Origin of the sequence: Nocardia sp. NPDC052566 (genome assembly GCF_044547285.1) — a bacterium.
Classification (GTDB): Bacteria; Actinomycetota; Actinomycetes; order Mycobacteriales; family Mycobacteriaceae; genus Nocardia.
In genome coordinates this window covers 1101615-1120017 of sequence record NZ_JBIUAF010000003.1, presented here as the reverse complement: position 1 = coordinate 1120017, position 18403 = coordinate 1101615, and the positions used below count along the sequence as shown (strand labels likewise).

The following is an 18403-nucleotide window of genomic DNA, read 5'->3' as shown; positions in this document are numbered from 1 at the left end:
CACCCGATTTTTCTTGTGCGGTGCGGGAACCGATCGGGAAGAGGGCGCGTCGAACTAAGTGGATGACGTACTCTGCCTGGGAACCACAGATGGGGGAAGCTCTGATGCGAAAGATGTCTGCGGACACCGAAGGCATCGCAGCCTATGCCGCGAGTGCCGATGTGATGTCCGGTGAGATGGCCGCGGCGGGCGTCAGCGCGGCGGGGGCGGAACCCGCGCTTCTCGGCCCGATCTTCGGCCTCGTCGGCGGCGATTTCATGGCCGCCTACGCCGCGGTGCACGCGGGACACGTCGCCGCTATCGGCCAGCTCGCCGCGGTGCTCACCAGCATCGGCGGCGCGACCTCGGTGGCCGCTGCCGCGCTGACCGAAACCGACCGGAGCACAACGGACGCCATCACGTCCGCGAGCTCCGGACTGGACGTGTGACTCATGCTCGATCTCAGCGCACTGGCCACACCGCTCTTCGATCTACTCGCCAGCTTCGGGCCCGGCGTACTGCCCACCGACGGCCCCGCGGACCAGCTGCGCCGGACCTCGACCACCGTCGATCAGGTGCACCAGCTCGGGCGCGACAGCATCAACGCGATGAACACCGCGTGGGACGGCGTCGCGGCCGATGCCGCCACCGCCAAGGCACTGCGGGTGCAGACATCGGCGGCCACCATCTCCGATCGCGGCAACGACATGGCAACCGTGGTCGGCCAGGCCGCCGCCGAGGTCGAGACGGGCAAGAAGGACCTCACCGGCATCGCGCAGTCGTTCGTCGACACCGTGGCCAAGACCGGGCCCGCGCTGGCCACCCCGGAGGGGCTCGCCTTCATCGTCGGCTCCGCCATCGACCATCTGAACCAGGCGCTCGGCGTGGTCGGCCGGGTGCAGAACGAGCTCGGCACGCACACCGCCGCGATGTCCGAACTCACCCCGCCGCCGCCCACCGCGCCCGCGCTCGCGGGGGTGGGCACACAGGCCACGCAGGGCGTCCAGCAGGTGCTGTCCGCGGTGACGGGACTGGCGGGCAGCGCGGGCCAGACGCTGAGCGGGCTGCTCAAATCGTCCAGCACGGCGGGCACGCCGAATACCCAGGGCTCCTCCCCCGGCACGCAACAGGCGCCGTCGACACCGGGCAAGCCCACCGGCACCGGGGTGAAGATCCAGCTACCCGACGGCAGCATCGTCGAGGCGCCCAACGAGAAGGCCGCGACGGCCGTGCGCGCGGCGCTCGGCGCCGTCGGCACGCCCTACGTGTGGGGCGGCAATACACCGGGGGTCGGTCTCGATTGCAGTGGGCTCACCCAATGCGCCTACGGTGAGGCCGGCGTCGACCTGCCACGGCTGGCCAACCAGCAGAGTGTCGGCCAGCCGGTGTCACCGGGCGACCTGATGCCGGGCGACCTGGCCATCTGGGATGGCCACGTGGCCATGGTGATCGGCAACGGGCAGTTCGTCGAGGCAGGCAACCCGGTCCAGATCAGCGCGATTCGAACGGAGAACATCGGCATGGACTTCTACGGCTTCTACAGGCCGACGGCATGAGCGAGCGCAGCGAGCGAAATACCGGCACAGCTGCGCCGAAGCCACCGATCCCCAACGTCACAGTGGCGGGTAGCACCAACAGATCGGGCACCATCTCGGTGCGCGCCACCGACCAGGGCATGCCGGTGGAGATCACCTTCGAGCGCAGCGAATACCGTTACGGCGCACAGACTCTGGCGAACGAGATCCTGCGGCTCACCCAGCGCTCCACCATCGTCGCCAAGGCGCGCCGACGCGAGCAACTCGCCGAATCCGGCATGCCGGACGACATCCTCGACAAGCTCGGCCTGCCCACCCGCAAGGCCGCTGTCGACGAACTCGACCGCATCGACGACGCCGACACCGGACCGACGACCTGGATGAGGCCCGTATGAGTGAGCGCAGCGAGCGAACAATGAGCACAGCCACCGTCGCGGTCATGACGGAGCCGAGCGCCGGCGAGACACGGTTATGAGCGCGGAGATGGATGCTCTGGTCGCACAGGCGACGCAGAAGCTGGAGGCGTTGGAGGCCGCGCTGTACGGCCTGAAGCAGGTGCGCGGCCGGTTCACCACCGAGGACGGCGCCGTGTCGGCCGAGGTCAACAGCGATGGCGCGCTGGTCGCGCTGCAGCTGTCGGAGTCGGTGACCGCCATGCCGCCCGCCGAGGTCGGCCGGCTGATCCTTTGGGCCTGCAGGCAGGCCGCGGAGGACGCGGGAACCCAGCGCTCGAAGGTCGTTGCGACACTGAACGAGTCGTTCGTCCCCGGCCAACAGGACGCGCCGGGAACACTTGGGGGGTAGGCCGGATAGTGCCTGAGCCGGAAGCTCGATAGGCTTCCGCACATGGCTTCTGGAGACATCGTCCCGATCGAGCTCGGCCTGACCGACGGCGATCTCGTCACCCTGTGGGCACCGCGCTGGCGAGACGGTGACGACGAGTGGGAGGCGTTCCTCGGACACGAGGACTCCCTCTACGGTTTCGAGACCGTTGCCGAGCTGGCCGCGTTCATCCGGACCAACTCCGACAACGACCTCGTCGACCATCCCGCATGGAAGGTGGTCGCCGGGCTGTCGGCCGTCGAGCTGGAGCCCGAGGAGAATTTCACCTTCGATCTGGTCGCCGTGCCCGAACTGGCCGCGGGCGATCCGGAGGTGGACACCGTCGCCGAGCTGGAGGACACCCTCGGCATGGTGCGCAATATCGGCGAGGTGTGCGAGCTGGAGGTGGTGACCAAGTTCTTCGGGTCGCATCCGGTGCTCGGCGCGCTGCCCGGCGGGGTCAGCGCCTTCGTCGGCCGCGACGGCGAGGAACTCTGGGACCAGATCGGCGCCGCCATCGCCAAGGACTGGGACGCCGTGCTCGACGCCATCGACTCGGTGGTGCGCACCCCGGACGTGGACGCGGAGGCGGTCGCCGTCGCGGAGGCCGAGCTGCTGGCCGCCGAGGAGAACGTGGTCGACGCCGACGATGCGGCCGACAGCGATGAGGACGAGGAGTTCGAGGCGGTCGACCTCGACGAGGAGGACGACGAAGACGAGGACGAGGACGACTCGTTCTGGAGCGAGGTCGGCATCGACCCGGTCAAGATCGTCACCGCCGACGGCACGTACTTCACGCTGCGCTGTTACCTCGACGACGAACCGATCTTCCTCGGCAAGGACGGGTCGATCACCGTGTTCGGCTCCGAGCGCGCGCTGGCCCGCTACCTGGCCGACGACCACGAGCACGATCTGTCGCGGGTGAGCACCTACACCGATGTGCAGACCGCCGCGGTGGACGGTTCGCTCGAGGTCGAGGTCACCGAGGAGAACGTCTACGTGCTGCCCGGCCTCGCCGACGATCTGGCCGAGGGCCCGGAGACCGTCGACGTCGAACAGCTCGATCTCGCGGTCGAATTGTTCACCGACGCAGCCGATTACGCCGAGGACGACGCGGTCGAGCGTGCACTCGCCCAGTCCACCCCGCTCGGCTGGTACGTCTCCTACCTGCTCAACCCCGACCCGACCCGGCTGGCCCCGAACCCGCCGTTCGCCGACGAGGCCCAGGGCTGGCGGGAGCTGGAAAGAGCGTTCGAGGCCAGACTCGACCAGCAGTAGCGCTAGTTCAAGCGGAGCTTGTCCGCCTCCCCGCGACTTTTGGCCAGACCGAGTGCCTGGCCAGTCAGCGTTGGCGGCCGGCGGTTGGCACCGTGGCTAGGTTCTGGGCGTACCCGGCGAGTTACCCATGTACTTACGAAATCAGTTGATGCGTTCCTGGTTCAAGCGGATCCAGACCTGTTCCGCGCGTCCGAGGAGGCGGTCGTCGGCGCCGTAGAGGGCGGTGGCGGCGTAGGACTTTCGGCCGTGGTCGCCGTGGTTCTCGCCGACCGCCACGCACGGTTCCCCGACCTCCGGGAGTGCGTGCACGGTGGCGGTCATCGACCCGAGGACGGCGGGCCGGTCGAACATATCGGGCAGCGACCAGCCGCCGGGACAATCCATCGCGGCCCACATCAGCGCGGTGTCCACCGGCAGCGAGTCGTCCGGCGTCCACGGCGCAGCCACCCGGCCGTCCCCGACGGCCCCGGCCTCGATACGCAGACCGTCCTGGCGAGCGCTGCCACACACGAAGCAGGACGAGAACATCTCGTTGCCCTGGTAGGCACTCGCCGCCACAGTCGCCTCCGCGAGCGAAACCGCCTGCGGCACCTCACGTTCGAACGCTCCGCCGCGAGACTCCGCGATCAATGTCGCGCCATCGAACAGACTGCCCGCATGCACCCGCAACGCGATATCGAGCGGCGGCGGACTCCGCAGCACCACCGTCACCGCGTCCTCATCCCGCTGCCCGGCAAGCAACCCCGCCACATAACCACCGTTACCGGAATCGGGCGGGCCGTTGAACCGTCTGGGGATCCGCAAAACCTTCACGGTTAGCCACGCTAACTTGCCGCGCCTTGTCGCAGCTGCACACCCCTGTGCGAGCTGCACACCCTTTACAGAGGGTGTGCAGCTGCGACAAAGGTGTGGACATTCGGCCTGCGCTAGCCGAGCAGGACGGCGTAGCCGGGTTTGATGATGTCGTCGATGATGCGGAGGCGTTCGGGGAAGGGGATGAAGGCGGACTTCATGGCGTTGATGGTGAAGCGCTCGAGGTCGCTCCAGCCGTAGCCGAAAGTGTCGGCGAGCTTGAGCATTTCGCGACTCATGCTGGTGTCGCTCATGAGGCGGTTGTCGGTGTTCACCGTGACGCGGAAGCGCAGGCGCGCGAGCAGATCGAAGGGATGCTTGTCCAGCGAGGGCACCGCACCGGTCTGCACATTCGACGACGGACACAGCTCGAGCGGAATCCGCATGTCCCGCACGTAATTCGCGACCAGCCCGAGCTGAGCGTCCTCGATCGCGCCGGGCACGGTGATGTCGTCGGTGATGCGCACGCCGTGGCCGAGCCGGTCGCAGCCGCAGAACGCCAGCGCCTCGTGGATCGAGGGCAACCCGAACGCCTCACCCGCGTGAATGGTGAAGTGCGCGCTGTTGGCCCGCATGTATTCGAAGGCGTCCAGGTGGCGGCTGGGCGGGAAACCCGCTTCGGCGCCCGCGATATCGAAACCGCCGACGCCACGATCGCGGAAACGCACTGTCAGCTCGGCGATTTCGCGCGAGCGCGCGGCATGGCGCATGGCGGTCAGCAGGCAGACCACCACGATCGGCCTGCCCGCGGCGGCCGCCGCGGCCTCGCCCTCGCGGAACCCGGCGAGGGTGTGCTCGACCACCTCGTCGAGCGTCAGCCCGCGCTCCAGATGCTGTTCGGGTGCGAACCGCACCTCGGCGTAGACCACACCATCCTCGGCGAGGTCCTCCGCGCACTCCCTGGCGACGCGGCGCAACCCCTCCGGGGTCTGCATCACCGCGACAGTGTGCGCGAACGTCTCCAAGTAGCGTTCCAGCGATCCGCTGTCGGCCGCGTCCCGGAACCAGGCGCCGAGGGTGGTGGCGTCGGTCGCGGGTAGCTGGTCGTAACCGCAATCGGCGGCGAGCTCCAGCACGGTCGCGGGCCGCAGGCCACCGTCGAGGTGGTCGTGCAGCAGCGCCTTCGGAGCTTGGCGGATCGAGGCAAGGGTCAAAGGCATCGGTCCTGTCATTCCCACACGCTAGCCGCTCCGCCTCCCCGTGTCTTCAAGCCGGACTCAGGTGCGACGTAGGCAACGTCGGGGGCCGGCGGTGTGTCGGTGGTCACGTCAGCCCGTACCCGCCGAGTTACCCGTGTACTCACGAAATCAGTTGGCTCACAGGCCAATGCGGCGCATCAGCACTTCAGATTCCGATCCGGTCGAGCAATAGCGGAGTGGCCGCAACCTTTTCGGCACCGATGGTCACGGCATCGCCGAGCGCGGCGAGCGCCCCGGGAATCGCCTCCGTCGTATCCGTGTGCACGGTGAACAGCGGCTGCCCCGCGATCACCGAATCGCCCGGCTTGGCATGCATTTCGACGCCGGCGCCCGCCTGCACCACGCTGCCCTGCCTGGCCCGGCCCGCGCCGAGCCGCCATGCGGCGATGCCGACGCCCATCGCGTCGAGGCGGGTCATCGTGCCGTCCCGCTCGGCACGGACGATCTCGGTGTGGCGCGCACGCGGCAACGCGGCATCCGGGTCGCCACCCTGGGCGCGGATCATCGACCGCCAGTGGTCCATCGCCCTGCCGTCGGCGAGCACCTCGGCGGGATCGATATCGAGACCGGCGAGCGCCACCATCTCCCTGGCCAGGGTCAGCGTCAGCTCGACCACATCGGACGGCCCGCCGCCCGCGAGCACCTCCACCGATTCGGCGACCTCGAGCGCGTTGCCCGCGGTACGGCCGAGCGGGGTATCCATCGCGGTCAGCAGCGCGACCGTGCGCACGCCCGCGTCGGTGCCCAATTCGACCATGGCCGTTGCCAATTCGCGAGCACCGTCCTCGGTTTTGAGGAATGCGCCCGAGCCGACCTTCACATCGAGCACCAGCGCCGAGGTGCCCTCGGCGATCTTCTTGCTCATGATCGAACTGGCGATCAGCGGCACCGATTCCACGGTGCCGGTGACATCGCGCAGCGCGTACAACCGCTTGTCCGCGGGCGCGAGATCCGCGCCCGCCGCGCACACCACGGCGCCGATCGCGGGGTCCGCCAATATCTCTCGCATCCGCGACGCCGAAATATCGGCCTGCCAGCCGGGAATCGACTCCAGCTTGTCCAATGTGCCGCCGGTGTGCCCCAATCCGCGCCCTGACAACTGTGGCACCGCCGCACCGCACGCCGCGACCAGCGGCGAAAGCGGCAGCGTGATCTTGTCGCCGACGCCGCCGGTCGAATGCTTGTCGACGGTCGGGCGCGGCAGGCCGGTGAAGTCCAATCGCTGCCCCGACGCGATCATCGCCGCGGTCCAGCGCGCGGTCTCCCGCCGCGTCATACCGCGCAGCACCACGGCCATCGCCAGCGCCGACATCTGCTCGTCGGCCACCACCCCGTTGGTGAAACCGTGCACCACCCAGTCGATCTGCTCATCGGACAGCTCCCCGCCGTCCCGCTTGGTCGTGATGATCGAAATCGCGTCCAGTGCCGTCACCCGGCAAGCATGGCACGGGACACCCGTTCGTCCCCTGGTTCTTGCCGGTCGGCTTCGATAGCCTTCCCGCATCACTGATTCGAGGATTGGGGGTAGCAATGTCTTTTATCGACTTCGATCGCCGACTCGGCACGCTCGAGACGCGCATCGTCGACGTCGAGGAGTGTCACAGGGAGTCGATCCTGGCGCTCAAACGGCATGACGCCAAGACCGACATCGTGAGCAGGCGACTGATCGACGGCATGAATCGGCTGGGGAGCGGCATGGCGCTGATGATGGAGCGGATGGGCATTGCCCACACCGGCTTCCCGGAACTGACCATGCCGACCGAGGAAGAGATCGACGCCGAACTCGAAGAGAGTTCCTGACGGAGTCACGCCCTACAGCTGCCCGGCGTCCAAGTCCTCGGGACCGAAGGCGTCGGGCAGCAACGTACGTAGTGGAACGGGCCCGTTCTTATGGTCGATCAACAGATCCGGCCCGCCGTGTTCATAGAGGAGCTGTCTGCACCGCCCGCACGGCAGCAGAATTTCGCCGCGGGAATCGGTGACCGAGACGGCGAGTAGACGTCCACCGCCGCCCGAAATCAAGTTACCGACGAGTACACATTCGGCGCAGAGGCCCAATCCATATGAGACATTCTCCACATTGCACCCGCGCACAATTCGGCCATCGGAACTGTGAGCCGCGGCGCCGACCGGAAACCGCGAGTACGGCGCATAGGCATTGCGCATAACTTGAATCGCATTGTCGCGCAAGACATTCCAGTCGACTTCCGGCATCTGCGGCCTCCACGGAGCTCGGCTTCACCAGGCCGCGCGAGTACCGCGACGCAACCCGTTACGCATCAAGAAAGGTAAACCTAACTCCGCCGACTGTAGCGCAACGCACGGCACGGCGAATTAGTTCCGCGATTCAGAGGGGATTAGAGTCCACAACAGATCGGTTCAGGTTCCCGGCGGCGGGCACGCGCTTCGGAACAAAGCGCAGCCACCTGGGCATTTGCCCTCCACGCAGCCGGAGAAGGACCTGCCAACCGGGTCCATCAACGACGTTGGAGGCACCGCACTCTATGACCACGATTGAAGCTCCGGCCCAGCCGAAGCGGAAGACGCTGTACCGAGGCGACCCTGGCATGTGGTCCTGGGCGCTGCACCGGATCACCGGCGTCACCCTCTTCTTCTTCCTCTTCGTGCACGTGCTGGACACCGCGCTGGTCCGGGTCAGCCCGAACACCTACAACGAAGCGATCGAGACCTACAAGAACCCCATCGTCGCGCTGATGGAGATGGGCCTGGTCGTCTGCGTGGTCTTCCACGCGTTCAACGGCCTGCGGGTGATCCTGGTCGACTTCTGGTCCAAGGGACCGAAGTACCAGCGCCTGATGCTCTGGATCGTCCTCGCCGCCGTAGTCCTGGTGGCCGCCCCGGCGATCGGCCGCATGTTCTTCTACCTCTTCACGGAGCACTGATCATGAGTGAGCGAAGCGAGCGAACAATCAACACAGCCGCACCTGCGGTCATGTCGGCGCCGAGCTTCAGCGAGGTGCAGGCATGAGCGCACCCGTCCTCGGTAAGTCTTACGACCGGCCCGCGAGCCTGGATCTCCCCCGCTCGCCGCGCGCCAAGTCGAACAACAACTTCGAGAAGTACGCCTGGCTGTTCATGCGCTTTTCCGGCGTGCTGCTGATCGTGCTGATCTTCGGCCACATGTCGATCATGCTGCTGCTCGACGGCGGCGTGAAGCGGCTGAACTTCGGCTTCGTCGCGGGCCGCTGGGCCAGCCCGTTCTGGCAGATCTGGGACCTGACCATGCTGTGGCTGGCCCAGCTGCACGGCGGCAACGGCCTGCGCACCGTCATCGCGGACTACTCCCGCAAGGACTCGACGCGGTTCTGGCTGAACACGCTGCTCGCCATCTCGATGATCCTGATCGTCGGCGTCGGCACCTACGTCATCTTCACCTTCGACCCCAACATCAGTTAGGAACAGCGACTTCGATGAGTGATCCCCGGATTCAGGAGCACCGCTACGACGTCGTCATCGTCGGCGCAGGCGGCGCGGGCATGCGGGCGGCGATCGAGGCCGGGCCCCGGGCGCGCACCGCTGTGCTGACCAAGCTGTACCCGACGCGCAGCCACACCGGCGCGGCCCAGGGCGGCATGTGCGCCGCGCTGGCCAATGTCGAAGAGGACAACTGGGAGTGGCACACCTTCGACACCGTCAAGGGTGGCGACTACCTGGTGGACCAGGACGCCGCGGAGATCATGGCCAAGGAGGCCATCGACGCGGTGATGGACCTGGAGAAGATGGGTCTGCCGTTCAACCGGACCCCCGAGGGCAAGATCGACCAGCGGCGCTTCGGCGGCCACACCCGCGATCACGGTAAGGCGCCGGTCCGCCGCGCGTGCTACGCCGCCGACCGCACCGGCCACATGATCCTGCAGACGCTGTACCAGAACTGCGTCAAGCACGACGTGGAGTTCTTCAACGAGTTCTACGTGCTCGACCTGGTGATGACCGACACCGAGCGCGGCCCGGTCGCCACCGGTGTGGTCGCCTACGAGCTGGCCACCGGCGAACTGCATGTCTTCCACGCCAAGTCGATCGTGTTCGCCACGGGCGGCTCGGGCCGGATGTACAAGACCACCTCGAACGCGCACACGCTGACCGGCGACGGCATGGCGATCGTGTTCCGCAAGGGCCTGCCGCTGGAGGACATGGAGTTCCACCAGTTCCACCCGACAGGCCTGGCCGGTCTCGGCATCCTCATCTCCGAGGCGGTCCGCGGCGAGGGCGGCATCCTGCGCAACGCCTCCGGCGAGCGCTTCATGGAGCGCTACGCCCCCACCATCAAGGACCTCGCGCCGCGTGACATCGTCGCCCGCTCGATGGTGCTCGAGGTGCTCGAGGGCCGCGGCGCCGGACCGAACAAGGATTACGTCTACATCGACGTGACCCACCTCGGCGAGGACGTGCTCGAGGAGAAGCTGCCCGACATCACCGAATTCGCCCGTACCTACCTGGGTGTCGACCCGGTGAAGGAACTGGTGCCGGTCATGCCGACCTGTCACTACGTGATGGGTGGCATCCCGACCCGCATCCGCGGCGAGGTGCTGCGCAACAACACCGACGTGGTGCCCGGCCTGTACGCCGCGGGCGAATGCGCGTGCGTCTCGGTGCACGGCGCCAACCGTCTCGGCACCAACTCGCTGCTCGACATCAACGTGTTCGGCCGCCGCGCCGGTATCGCCGCCGCCGAGTACGCGCACCGCACCGAGTTCGTGGACATGCCGGAGAACCCGGCGCGGATGGTGCAGGACTGGCTCGCGCTGATCCTGTCCGATCACGGCAACGAGCGCGTCGCCGACATCCGCACCGAGCTGCAGTACACGATGGATATGAACGCCGCGGTGTTCCGCACCGAGGACACCCTCAAGCAGGCGCTCACCGATATCCACGCGCTCAAGGAGCGCTACACCCGGATCACCGTGCAGGACAAGGGCAAGCGCTACAACAGCGACCTGCTCGAGGCCGTCGAGCTCGGCTTCCTGCTCGAGCTGGCCGAGGTCACCGTGGTCGGTGCGCTCAACCGCAAGGAATCGCGCGGCGGTCACGCCCGCGACGACTACCCGGACCGCGACGACGTGAACTTCATGCGGCACACGATGGCCTACAAGGAGGGCGCGGAGCTCATCTCCGATATCCGCCTCGACTTCAAGCCGGTGGTGCAGACCCGCTACGAGCCGATGGAGCGTAAGTACTGATGACTGCCGTACTCGAGACCCCGTCCAAGCCTGCACCGGTCCCCGACGGTTCGACCATGGTCACCGTCAAGGTCGCCCGGTTCAACCCGGAGGACGACAAGGGCGCGCACTGGGAGTCGTTCCAGGTGCCGGTCCTGCCGTCGGACCGCTTCCTGAACGTGCTCATCTACATCAAGTCCTACCTCGATGGCACGCTCACCTTCCGCCGCTCCTGCGCGCACGGGGTGTGCGGTTCGGACGCGATGCGGATCAACGGGGTGAACCGGCTGGCCTGCAAGGTCCTGATGAAGGACATGCTGCCCAAGGACGGCAAGTCCATCACCGTCACCGTCGAGCCGATCCGTGGCCTGCCGACGGAGAAGGACCTCGTGGTGAACATGGAGCCGTTCTTCGACGCGTTCCGCGCGGTGAAGCCGTACCTGATCACCTCGGGCAACGAGCCGACCCGCGAGCGCATCCAGAGCCAGGCCGACCGGCACCGGTTCGACGACACCACCAAGTGCATCCTGTGCGCCTGCTGCACCACCTCCTGCCCCGTGTACTGGAGCGACGGCAGCTACTTCGGCCCGGCCGCGATCGTGAACGCGCACCGCTTCATCTTCGACAGCCGTGACGAGGGCGCCCGCGAGCGCCTCGACATCCTCAACGACGTCGAGGGCGTGTGGCGCTGCCGCACCACCTTCAACTGCACCGACGCGTGCCCACGTGGCATCGAGGTCACCAAGGCCATCCAGGAAGTCAAGCGCGCCCTGCTCTTCGCCCGCTGACCCCCCGCCCGCACAAAGGCCGCCTTCATCTTTCGATGGAGGCGGCCTTTGCCGTTGGGTGAGCAGTCGTGGCGTGATCAGCCGTTACGCCCTCGGCAGGGTGCGCCCGCCCGGGGCCGAGGGGCCGCCGCCGTTCGCGGTGCAGATCGACAGTTTGACGTGGGCGGCGCTCGGGGTGGCGGAGCCGAGGCTGGGGAATTTCGGGGCGCGGGGGCCGAGGAAGTTGATCGCGGTCTGCTCGGCGTCGGACTTGTTCACGCCCCAGGCCCAGGCCAGGCTGCCGTCGGGCGCCTCGGCCACCGCGCCACAGGCGTTGACGAAATAGACGTACGCCGAGCAGTCGCGACCGCCGCCGCACTGCTCATCGGCCAGGCGACCCGCTTCGGCGGGAGTGGTCACGTTGACCGCGTAGCCCAGGTTGCCGGTCTGGAACGAAATGGCAATCGCGCCATAGTAATCAACGCCCGCGTCGGCGACACCTCCGGCGAAGCCGGTCAACGCCGCGGCCGACACCATGGTGAATGCCGCGGCGGCCCAACGGGATATGAACATAGGAGCCCCTCCGGAAATTCGAGACCACTCATACTGACCGATGAGTCGCTTTTTCCCAAGGGATATCCGCGCACCAGCGTTCAAGACCGACGGCGGGCCAACGGCGGACGATCGGGGCATGACCAAGACCAAGACCAAGATTGCCGTCGTGCTCAGTGACGAACTCGCCACCTGGCAGAAGCTGAACGTGACCGCGTTTCTCGCCAGCGGGATCGCGGTCGGCTGCGAATCCACCGGCGAGGCATACCAAGACGGCTCCGGCGTGAAATACCTGCCGATGTTCGCGCAACCGGTCCTGGTCTACCTCGCCGACGCCGCGCAACTGCGCACCGTCCATCAGCAGGCGCTCGCCCGCGACCTGCCCGCCACGATCTACCCCGTCGACCTGTTCGACACCTTCACCGACGAGGACAACCGCGCGGCGGTCCGCGCCGTGCCCACCGACCAGCTGCGGCTCGCGGGCCTCGCCGTGCGCGGACCGCGCAACACGGTCGACAAAGCCCTCAAAGGCCTTGCGCTGCACCCGTGAACGAGGTTCACGTCCGCGCGACGGCGCTTCCGCTCGGCGTGGACGATCCGCCCTCGACGGTGCACACCGCGAGTTCGACGCGCGCGGCGCCGGGGGTGGCCGAGCCGGGATTGGGGAATTTCGGGGCGCGCAGCCCGAGCAGATCGACCGCGCTGCGCCCGGTGTCGGCGCGGTTGACACCCCAGGTCCAGGCCAGGCTGCCGTCCGGCGCCACCGCGACCGCGCCGCATGCGTTGACGAAGTTCACGTACACACCGCAGTCGACCCGCCCGCATTGCTCGATGGCGATGCGTTCGACCTCGGCCGCGGTGGACAGGTTCACCGCGTATCCCAATTCCCCGGTCTCGAACGAGATGGCGATGGCGCCGTACCGATCGCCGCCGCCTGCGTGGGCTGTGCCTGCCGCGGCCATGGTCGATGCCGTGGCCGACATCGCGGCGAACGCCACGGCGGCCCAACGAGATATGGACATGTCAGTCCCTCCGAATGAGATCGAGAACACTCATCCTGATGGACGGAACGCGTTTTCCCAAGGGCGAATATCTACCGTTACCGAGCCGAGTCGACAACATCGCGAACGGCCTGGACAACGGCATCGGGTTCGTCGAGCTGGATGGTGCTGTGCTTGGCATCGGGCAGCGCACGGTACTCACCCCGCGAGAACGTTTGCGCCATCGCGGAATACAGCGCCTCCTTGCTGTCGGCGAGCTCACGCGCCGCCTTCTTGGACAGCACGAGCCGCTGGCCCGCGTCGGCGCCGAGCGCGCCGAGCGCGATGAACGGGACATCCGCCACCTTGCCGCCCGCGCGCAGCTCACCGGCCAGCGCGACCGTCGTGCCGCGCTCCTCGGCGCCGATCCGCATCCACTCCGGGTCGACGTGCCCGGCGACGAGTGCGTCGCGAACCGGCGCGGGCCATGTGGCGAACATCTTCTTGTAGAAGGGCCGCGACAGCAGCCGGATGAGTCCGGTCTGGACGCGGCCGGGGATCGCGGCGGGCGTCTTGTCCAGGTGCAGGCTGTCCGGCATGTAGGTGTCCCACTCCTCATAGAAGGACTCCAGCGCGACCAGTCCGGCCACGTCGTCCGGGAACAGCTGGGCGAAGCGACGCGTGTAGGCGCCGCCGAGCGAATGCGCGACGAGCACGTAGGGCGCGGGCACCTCGGCGACGCGCAGCAGCTCGCGCAGTTCGATCGCGACTTGCGCCGCGGTGCGCGGCAATTCGCGCCGATCACTCCAACCGGTGCCGCCGCGGTCGTAGAGCACCGAGGTGGTGAACTCCGCGATCCGCTCATGAATGTTCAGGTAGTCCAGGCCGACAGCGCCTGCGCCGGGCAGGAACACCACCGCGGGTCCACCCTCGCCCGCGCGGTGCAGGAAGAGCCGGCGTCCGTCCACCTTGTAGAACTGCCCGATCGGCGGGACGACTGCCGACTCGCGTACCTGCTCCACGCTTTCCTCCTGTCGCGGCGTCGCCGCCCGGTTCGTTCCGGCGCCGTCACTCCCCGATGCGTGGCAGCGGTGTCGCGCTGACCCAGCGCTCGCCCGCGACCACCACGTGATCGAGGAAACGCAGGCCGACGGTGCGCGACGCATCGCGCAGCAGGGTGGTCGCGCGGCGGTCGTCGAAGCTCGGACTCGGATCGCCGGAGGGGTGATTGTGCACGACGGCGAAGGCGCGGCCGTCGTGGCGCAGCACGGTGTTCAGTATCTCACGCACCGGAACGGCCACCTGATCGATCGCCCCCTCGGCAACGAATACCGTGCGCCGCAGGTGATTCTGCGCATCACAGACCAGTACGAGCAGCCGCTCGACGCGCGCGCCCGCGAACAGCGGGCGCGCGGCGGCGACCACATCGGCCGCCTCGTCCAACCGGAACCGCGGCTCCGGGCTGACCCGCGCCCTGGTGCCGAGCTGGAAGGCGGCGATGATCGCCGCGGCCTTGGCGGGCCCGACACCGGCCCGCCGGGACAGTTCCTCGGGGCGCGCCGCCGAAAGACCGGCGATGCCACCGTGTTCGGCGAGCAGGTCGGCGGCGAGTTCCAGCGCGCTCTCACCGCGCCTGCCCTGGCCGAGCAGCAGCGCGAGTAGTTCGCTATCGCTCAGGGCATGCGAACCGAGGGTGAACAGGCGCTCCCTCGGACGTTGACCGATGGGCAGGTTGGCGATGGGTACCGACATCAGCGACCCCCTCGAAGACGGTGGAGGACTTGGATATTGCCAGGCCCCACCGACAAGGTCGGGCGGCTATACCTCGACCGCGAGCACCTCGGGTACGGTCGAGCCGGACAGCGCGATACCCGCCAGCTTCTCCAGGTGCCGCAACTGGCGGTCGTGGACGACGATCCGGCGCAGCGCCTCGTTGACGGTGGCGTTGCTCGTGCCGGTGCCCATGATGGCGGCCGCGGCGGCGAGCAGCTGCTGGTCGAGATCGATCCGCACGGTTCTCATGCGTCCTCCTTCGTACATTCGCCATCTTGCGCCATGGCCGCCCTCGGCGCGCGGTAATGATGCAACTTTCATTCATCCAGGCCCGGATACCCGCGGCCCCGGTCAGGCGGTGTTCGGTCAGTAGTGACACCGACAATCCAGGCCAACTAGACAATTTGTTCAGCTGGCGTGGCGTTTGTTGTCGGCAAGGTAAAGCGGTGCTTGCATCGAGATATGTTCACCGAGGCCCAGCTCTACTCCCCGGTCACCCGCACCGGCGACGGTGATGTGACGGTGCATCTCAGCGACGAGCACCCCGGCGTGCACGACCCGGAATACCGGGAGCGCCGCAACGCGATCGCCGCCATGGCACTGGACTACGCACCGGGCAAACCACTCCCCCGCATCGACTACACCGAGGAGGAGCAGGAAGTTTGGCGGATCGTCTCCGCCGAGCTCGCGCGCAAGCACGAGAAGTACGCCTGCGCCGAGGTATTGGCGGCATCGGCCGCGCTCGCCCTACCGGCCGACCATATCCCGCAGCTGGACGAGGTGTCGGCGGCACTGTCGCCGCTCACGGGTTTCCGCTACGCCCCGGCCGCGGGCCTGGTGCCGCTGCGCGAGTTCTTCGGCTCGTTCGCCGATCGAATCTTCCATTCCACCCAGTACATCCGGCATCATTCCGCGCCGCTGTACACCCCGGAGCCGGACGCGATCCACGAGGTCATCGGGCACGCCAATCAGATAGCGAGCCCGCGCTTCGCCGATATCTACGCCACGGTCGGCGCGGCCGTCGCCCGGCTCAGCACCGAGAAGGCGCTGAAGTTCCTCGCCAACGTGTTCTGGTTCTCGATGGAATTCGGCGTGGTCCGCGAGCAGGGCGAAGTCCGGTGCTACGGAGCGGGTCTGCTCTCCTCCTACGGTGAGATCGAGGAGTTCCGGCACGCCGTGCACCGCCCGCTCGACGTGGTCGCGATGGGCACCGCGGTGTACGACATCACCCACTATCAGCCGATATTGTTCTGCGCCGAGTCGATTTCCGAGATCGAGGACGTGATCGGCGGCTTCTTCGAGACCATGGACGACGAGACGCCGCAGCGCATCGTGCACGCACGGCACGCGCGGATGTGATTCAGGACCGATCGGTGGGCTCGCGCCTGCCGATCGGCATCCCCGCCGCCAGGAATTCGACGACGCGGATGATCTGCTCGGGGCTGAAGGGCTCGATGTTGATCAGCGCGAGCATCCCGCCGGTGATGGCGCCCGCGAAGGCGCGCACCTCCCAATCGTCGGCCGCTCGCCCGGTCCTGGAGGCCACGATCTCCGAGACGAGGTTGAGATTGCGGTCGAATTCCCTGGCGATGGCGCCACGCAGCTCCGGATCGGAGTAGAGCAGCCGGATGCGCTCGGTCTCGAAGGCGAGCTCCTCGGGTGAGAGCATATCGAACGCCGCGATCGTCGCCCGCTTGAACGCCTCCAGCGGCGACACGTCGAGCGGTTGATCGTCCAACGCGCGGAACATGATCGGGTCGAGGTCGTCGGCGAGCGCCAACTCCTCCTTGGACGGGAAGTAGCGGAAGAAGGTGCTCGGCGAGACGTCCGCGGCCGCCGCGATCTGCTCCACCGTGGTCTCGCCGTAGCCCTGCTCACGGAACAGCCGGAACGCCTCTTCGCGAATCGTCCGGCGGGTCCGTTCCTTCTTCCGCTCCCGCAGGCCCGGTGCGGGCCCGGCGCCAGGTAGCTCAACCGACATGAACCGATTGTGCCGCATCCGGTTCCACCGGCTCCGCCTGCGCCTTCGGCCTGATGAACAGCACCGCGACGGCGGCGGCGACCAGGCAGATGGCCGCGCACACCCACAGCATCGCGCCCATGCCGCCGAGGAAGGCGCGCTGCACCTGCTCGAGCAGTTGCCCGTCGCCGAGGCGTCGCGCGGCCGCGACTCCGGCGCTCACACCGTCGGAGAACGGTTCCCGGTCCAGCGGGCCGAGTTCCGCGCGGTACTGATTGGCCAGGATGGTGCCGAGCACCGCGACACCGATGGTGCCGCCCGCCTGGCGCAGCGCCTGCAACAGGGCCGAGCCGGAGCCGGACCGCTCCGCGGTGAGCTCACCCATCGCCAGCCCCAGCGCCGCGGGCATCACGAAGCCCATCCCCGCGCCGAGGACGGTGATCCACAGCGCGGTGTACCCATAGCCGCTGTCCACGCCGGTCAGTGCGCCGAGGCCGAGCCCGCAGGCGAGCAGGCCGAACCCGATGGCGAGCACCACACGGAGCCCGAGCTTGGGCAGCAGCTTGCCGACCAGCCTGCTGCCGACGATGAGCCCGCCGATCAGCGGCAGCAGCCGCAGGCCGCTGCCGAGCGCGTCGGCGCCGAGCACCGCCTGGAAGAACTGCGGCACGGTGAAGAACATCCCGAACATCGCGAAGTTCACCAGGATCAGAAATACCGTGCCCCAGCGGAATCCGCCGTTGCGGAACAGGCCGAGATCGATCAGCGGCTGCGTGGTCTTGCGCTGCCAGGCCGCGAACAGCGCGAGCACCGCGACACCGGCGCCGACGATCGACCACGCAGTGCCGTCACCCCAACCCTGCTCGCCGACGCGAATGAAACCGTAGGTGAGCGCGAGCATCCCGAGCGCGGAGAGCAGCACGCCCAGTAGATCGACTTGGAAGCGCACCTCGCTGCGTGATTCGGGAACGAGCACGGCCACGGCGATCGCGCCGACGATCACCAGCGGCACATTGATCAGGAATACCGAACCCCACCAGAAGTTCTGCAGCAGCCACCCGCCGACGATCGGGCCGAGCGGCAGGCCGATGGCCGTCGAGGTGATCCAAATGGTCAGCGCGCGTTGGCGTTCCATCGGGTCGGGGAACATCGCGGGCAGCACCGACATGGACAGCGGCATCATCGCCGCCGCGCCGATACCGAGTGCGGCACGCGCCGCGATGAGCAGTCCGGCCGAGGTCGCCAGCGCGCAGGCGACCGATGCGACGCCGAACAGCAGCAGCGCACCGAGCAGGACTTTCTTACGGCCGTAGCGGTCGCCGAGCGCGCCGGCGGGCAGCATCAGCGCGGCCAGCGCCAGCGTGTAGGCGCTGCTGAACCATTGCAGCGCACCGGTATTCGCGTTCAGGTCGACGGCGAGGGTCGGCAGGGCGACGGTCAGGACGGTGACGTCGAGACCGATGGTCAGCATCGCGAGCGCCAGCGCACCGAGTGCGAGCCAGCGGCGTGGCGAATCGTTCTTCATGGTC

The 18403-nt window shown here is 67.7% G+C and carries 23 protein-coding genes; 12 read left to right on the top strand and 11 right to left on the bottom strand.

Features of this window, described 5'->3' with window-relative positions; all coding sequences use genetic code 11:
* The first annotated feature begins 104 nt into the window (after window positions 1–104).
* The 5 genes from ACIG5A_RS18905 (at window position 105) to ACIG5A_RS18885 (ending at window position 3614) form a co-directional block, all read left to right on the top strand.
* Window positions 105–428 (top strand): type VII secretion target, encoded by a 324-nt coding sequence (locus ACIG5A_RS18905; RefSeq protein WP_397241492.1) that lies wholly within the window; start codon window positions 105–107, stop codon window positions 426–428.
* Between the two features lie 3 nt (window positions 429–431).
* Window positions 432–1535 (top strand): C40 family peptidase, encoded by a 1104-nt coding sequence (locus tag ACIG5A_RS18900; protein ID WP_397241491.1) that lies wholly within the window; start codon window positions 432–434, stop codon window positions 1533–1535.
* Complete coding sequence (locus ACIG5A_RS18895) at window positions 1532–1909, top strand: hypothetical protein (protein ID WP_397241490.1); 378 nt, start codon at window positions 1532–1534, stop codon at window positions 1907–1909. Before ACIG5A_RS18900 ends, ACIG5A_RS18895 begins: the two co-directional genes overlap by 4 nt.
* Window positions 1910–1997: 88 nt before the next feature.
* Window positions 1998–2318: a YbaB/EbfC family nucleoid-associated protein gene (locus ACIG5A_RS18890; protein ID WP_397241489.1), complete on the top strand. Its 321-nt coding sequence runs from the start codon at window positions 1998–2000 to the stop codon at window positions 2316–2318.
* A gap of 42 nt (window positions 2319–2360) precedes the next feature.
* Window positions 2361–3614 carry a primosomal protein gene (locus tag ACIG5A_RS18885; RefSeq protein ID WP_397241488.1) on the top strand — a complete coding sequence of 418 codons (1254 nt, stop codon included), beginning with the start codon at window positions 2361–2363 and terminating at the stop codon, window positions 3612–3614.
* 141 nt (window positions 3615–3755) lie between these two features.
* Here the strand turns inward: ACIG5A_RS18885 and ACIG5A_RS18880 are convergent, their stop codons facing one another.
* The 3 genes from ACIG5A_RS18880 to ACIG5A_RS18870 all read right to left on the bottom strand — a co-directional run bounded on the left by ACIG5A_RS18880 (window position 3756) and on the right by ACIG5A_RS18870 (window position 7097).
* Window positions 3756–4427, bottom strand: coding sequence for a hypothetical protein (locus ACIG5A_RS18880; RefSeq protein WP_397241487.1), 672 nt, complete (start codon window positions 4425–4427; stop codon window positions 3756–3758).
* 113 nt (window positions 4428–4540) lie between these two features.
* A complete protein-coding gene (locus tag ACIG5A_RS18875) occupies window positions 4541–5638 on the bottom strand; it encodes an adenosine deaminase (RefSeq protein WP_397241486.1) in 1098 nt (365 codons plus the stop codon).
* A gap of 172 nt (window positions 5639–5810) precedes the next feature.
* Window positions 5811–7097 (bottom strand): thymidine phosphorylase, encoded by a 1287-nt coding sequence (locus ACIG5A_RS18870; protein ID WP_397241485.1) that lies wholly within the window; start codon window positions 7095–7097, stop codon window positions 5811–5813.
* On the opposite strand from ACIG5A_RS18870, the gene ACIG5A_RS18865 reads away from it, so the two are divergent.
* Window positions 7088–7465, top strand: coding sequence for a hypothetical protein (locus ACIG5A_RS18865; RefSeq protein ID WP_397241484.1), 378 nt, complete (start codon window positions 7088–7090; stop codon window positions 7463–7465). The genes ACIG5A_RS18870 and ACIG5A_RS18865 overlap by 10 nt on opposite strands.
* A gap of 12 nt (window positions 7466–7477) precedes the next feature.
* On the opposite strand, the gene ACIG5A_RS18860 is transcribed toward ACIG5A_RS18865, so the two are convergent.
* Window positions 7478–7879: a cytidine deaminase gene (locus tag ACIG5A_RS18860; protein WP_397241483.1), complete on the bottom strand. Its 402-nt coding sequence runs from the start codon at window positions 7877–7879 to the stop codon at window positions 7478–7480.
* Window positions 7880–8169: 290 nt separating this feature from the next.
* On the opposite strand from ACIG5A_RS18860, the gene sdhC reads away from it, so the two are divergent.
* From sdhC to ACIG5A_RS18840, 4 genes are all read left to right on the top strand, one after another.
* Window positions 8170–8568, top strand: coding sequence for a succinate dehydrogenase, cytochrome b556 subunit (gene sdhC, locus ACIG5A_RS18855; protein WP_397241482.1), 399 nt, complete (start codon window positions 8170–8172; stop codon window positions 8566–8568).
* 82 nt (window positions 8569–8650) lie between these two features.
* Window positions 8651–9082 (top strand): succinate dehydrogenase hydrophobic membrane anchor subunit, encoded by a 432-nt coding sequence (locus ACIG5A_RS18850; RefSeq protein ID WP_397241481.1) that lies wholly within the window; start codon window positions 8651–8653, stop codon window positions 9080–9082.
* 14 nt (window positions 9083–9096) lie between these two features.
* Window positions 9097–10863, top strand: a complete 1767-nt coding sequence (gene sdhA / locus ACIG5A_RS18845; protein ID WP_397241480.1) for a succinate dehydrogenase flavoprotein subunit — start codon at window positions 9097–9099, stop codon at window positions 10861–10863.
* Window positions 10863–11630, top strand: a complete 768-nt coding sequence (locus tag ACIG5A_RS18840) for a succinate dehydrogenase iron-sulfur subunit (RefSeq protein WP_397241479.1) — start codon at window positions 10863–10865, stop codon at window positions 11628–11630. Before sdhA ends, ACIG5A_RS18840 begins: the two co-directional genes overlap by 1 nt.
* Before the next feature lie 84 nt (window positions 11631–11714).
* Here ACIG5A_RS18840 and ACIG5A_RS18835 read toward each other — a convergent pair whose 3' ends face one another.
* Window positions 11715–12182: a DUF4189 domain-containing protein gene (locus ACIG5A_RS18835; RefSeq protein ID WP_397241478.1), complete on the bottom strand. Its 468-nt coding sequence runs from the start codon at window positions 12180–12182 to the stop codon at window positions 11715–11717.
* Window positions 12183–12300: 118 nt separating this feature from the next.
* Here ACIG5A_RS18835 and ACIG5A_RS18830 point away from each other — a divergent pair, with 118 nt between their 5' ends.
* Window positions 12301–12711, top strand: coding sequence for a DUF2000 family protein (locus ACIG5A_RS18830; protein WP_397241477.1), 411 nt, complete (start codon window positions 12301–12303; stop codon window positions 12709–12711).
* A 7-nt stretch (window positions 12712–12718) separates the two neighbouring features.
* On the opposite strand, the gene ACIG5A_RS18825 is transcribed toward ACIG5A_RS18830, so the two are convergent.
* From ACIG5A_RS18825 to ACIG5A_RS18810, 4 genes are all read right to left on the bottom strand, one after another.
* A complete protein-coding gene (locus tag ACIG5A_RS18825) occupies window positions 12719–13183 on the bottom strand; it encodes a DUF4189 domain-containing protein (protein ID WP_397241476.1) in 465 nt (154 codons plus the stop codon).
* A gap of 77 nt (window positions 13184–13260) precedes the next feature.
* Window positions 13261–14163, bottom strand: coding sequence for an alpha/beta fold hydrolase (locus ACIG5A_RS18820; RefSeq protein ID WP_397241475.1), 903 nt, complete (start codon window positions 14161–14163; stop codon window positions 13261–13263).
* 46 nt (window positions 14164–14209) lie between these two features.
* Complete coding sequence (locus tag ACIG5A_RS18815) at window positions 14210–14893, bottom strand: RadC family protein (RefSeq protein WP_397241474.1); 684 nt, start codon at window positions 14891–14893, stop codon at window positions 14210–14212.
* Window positions 14894–14959: 66 nt separating this feature from the next.
* Window positions 14960–15163 carry a type II toxin-antitoxin system VapB family antitoxin gene (locus ACIG5A_RS18810; RefSeq protein WP_397241473.1) on the bottom strand — a complete coding sequence of 68 codons (204 nt, stop codon included), beginning with the start codon at window positions 15161–15163 and terminating at the stop codon, window positions 14960–14962.
* A 213-nt stretch (window positions 15164–15376) separates the two neighbouring features.
* On the opposite strand from ACIG5A_RS18810, the gene ACIG5A_RS18805 reads away from it, so the two are divergent.
* Window positions 15377–16273 (top strand): phenylalanine 4-monooxygenase, encoded by an 897-nt coding sequence (locus ACIG5A_RS18805; protein ID WP_397241472.1) that lies wholly within the window; start codon window positions 15377–15379, stop codon window positions 16271–16273.
* Window position 16274: 1 nt separating this feature from the next.
* On the opposite strand, the gene ACIG5A_RS18800 is transcribed toward ACIG5A_RS18805, so the two are convergent.
* Both ACIG5A_RS18800 and ACIG5A_RS18795 read right to left on the bottom strand, forming a co-directional pair.
* Window positions 16275–16895: a TetR family transcriptional regulator gene (locus ACIG5A_RS18800; protein WP_397241471.1), complete on the bottom strand. Its 621-nt coding sequence runs from the start codon at window positions 16893–16895 to the stop codon at window positions 16275–16277.
* Window positions 16885–18399: an MFS transporter gene (locus ACIG5A_RS18795; protein ID WP_397241470.1), complete on the bottom strand. Its 1515-nt coding sequence runs from the start codon at window positions 18397–18399 to the stop codon at window positions 16885–16887. Before ACIG5A_RS18795 ends, ACIG5A_RS18800 begins: the two co-directional genes overlap by 11 nt.
* Between the last annotated feature and the right edge of the window lie 4 nt (window positions 18400–18403).

What these genes read in the sequence shown, in the direction of transcription:
- ACIG5A_RS18905 (WP_397241492.1), top strand. Translation starts at nt 105, where the DNA reads ATGCGAAAGATGTCTGCGGACACCGAAGGCATCGCAGCCTATGCCGCG.
- ACIG5A_RS18900 (WP_397241491.1), top strand. Translation starts at nt 432, where the DNA reads ATGCTCGATCTCAGCGCACTGGCCACACCGCTCTTCGATCTACTCGCC.
- ACIG5A_RS18895 (WP_397241490.1), top strand. Translation starts at nt 1,532, where the DNA reads ATGAGCGAGCGCAGCGAGCGAAATACCGGCACAGCTGCGCCGAAGCCA.
- ACIG5A_RS18890 (WP_397241489.1), top strand. Translation starts at nt 1,998, where the DNA reads ATGGATGCTCTGGTCGCACAGGCGACGCAGAAGCTGGAGGCGTTGGAG.
- ACIG5A_RS18885 (WP_397241488.1), top strand. Translation starts at nt 2,361, where the DNA reads ATGGCTTCTGGAGACATCGTCCCGATCGAGCTCGGCCTGACCGACGGC.
- ACIG5A_RS18875 (WP_397241486.1), bottom strand. Translation starts at nt 5,638, where the DNA reads ATGACAGGACCGATGCCTTTGACCCTTGCCTCGATCCGCCAAGCTCCG.
- ACIG5A_RS18860 (WP_397241483.1), bottom strand. Translation starts at nt 7,879, where the DNA reads ATGCCGGAAGTCGACTGGAATGTCTTGCGCGACAATGCGATTCAAGTT.
- sdhC (WP_397241482.1), top strand. Translation starts at nt 8,170, where the DNA reads ATGACCACGATTGAAGCTCCGGCCCAGCCGAAGCGGAAGACGCTGTAC.
- ACIG5A_RS18850 (WP_397241481.1), top strand. Translation starts at nt 8,651, where the DNA reads ATGAGCGCACCCGTCCTCGGTAAGTCTTACGACCGGCCCGCGAGCCTG.
- sdhA (WP_397241480.1), top strand. Translation starts at nt 9,097, where the DNA reads ATGAGTGATCCCCGGATTCAGGAGCACCGCTACGACGTCGTCATCGTC.
- ACIG5A_RS18840 (WP_397241479.1), top strand. Translation starts at nt 10,863, where the DNA reads ATGACTGCCGTACTCGAGACCCCGTCCAAGCCTGCACCGGTCCCCGAC.
- ACIG5A_RS18835 (WP_397241478.1), bottom strand. Translation starts at nt 12,182, where the DNA reads ATGTTCATATCCCGTTGGGCCGCCGCGGCATTCACCATGGTGTCGGCC.
- ACIG5A_RS18830 (WP_397241477.1), top strand. Translation starts at nt 12,301, where the DNA reads ATGACCAAGACCAAGACCAAGATTGCCGTCGTGCTCAGTGACGAACTC.
- ACIG5A_RS18825 (WP_397241476.1), bottom strand. Translation starts at nt 13,183, where the DNA reads ATGTCCATATCTCGTTGGGCCGCCGTGGCGTTCGCCGCGATGTCGGCC.
- ACIG5A_RS18815 (WP_397241474.1), bottom strand. Translation starts at nt 14,893, where the DNA reads ATGTCGGTACCCATCGCCAACCTGCCCATCGGTCAACGTCCGAGGGAG.
- ACIG5A_RS18810 (WP_397241473.1), bottom strand. Translation starts at nt 15,163, where the DNA reads ATGAGAACCGTGCGGATCGATCTCGACCAGCAGCTGCTCGCCGCCGCG.
- ACIG5A_RS18805 (WP_397241472.1), top strand. Translation starts at nt 15,377, where the DNA reads ATGTTCACCGAGGCCCAGCTCTACTCCCCGGTCACCCGCACCGGCGAC.
- ACIG5A_RS18800 (WP_397241471.1), bottom strand. Translation starts at nt 16,895, where the DNA reads ATGTCGGTTGAGCTACCTGGCGCCGGGCCCGCACCGGGCCTGCGGGAG.
- ACIG5A_RS18795 (WP_397241470.1), bottom strand. Translation starts at nt 18,399, where the DNA reads ATGAAGAACGATTCGCCACGCCGCTGGCTCGCACTCGGTGCGCTGGCG.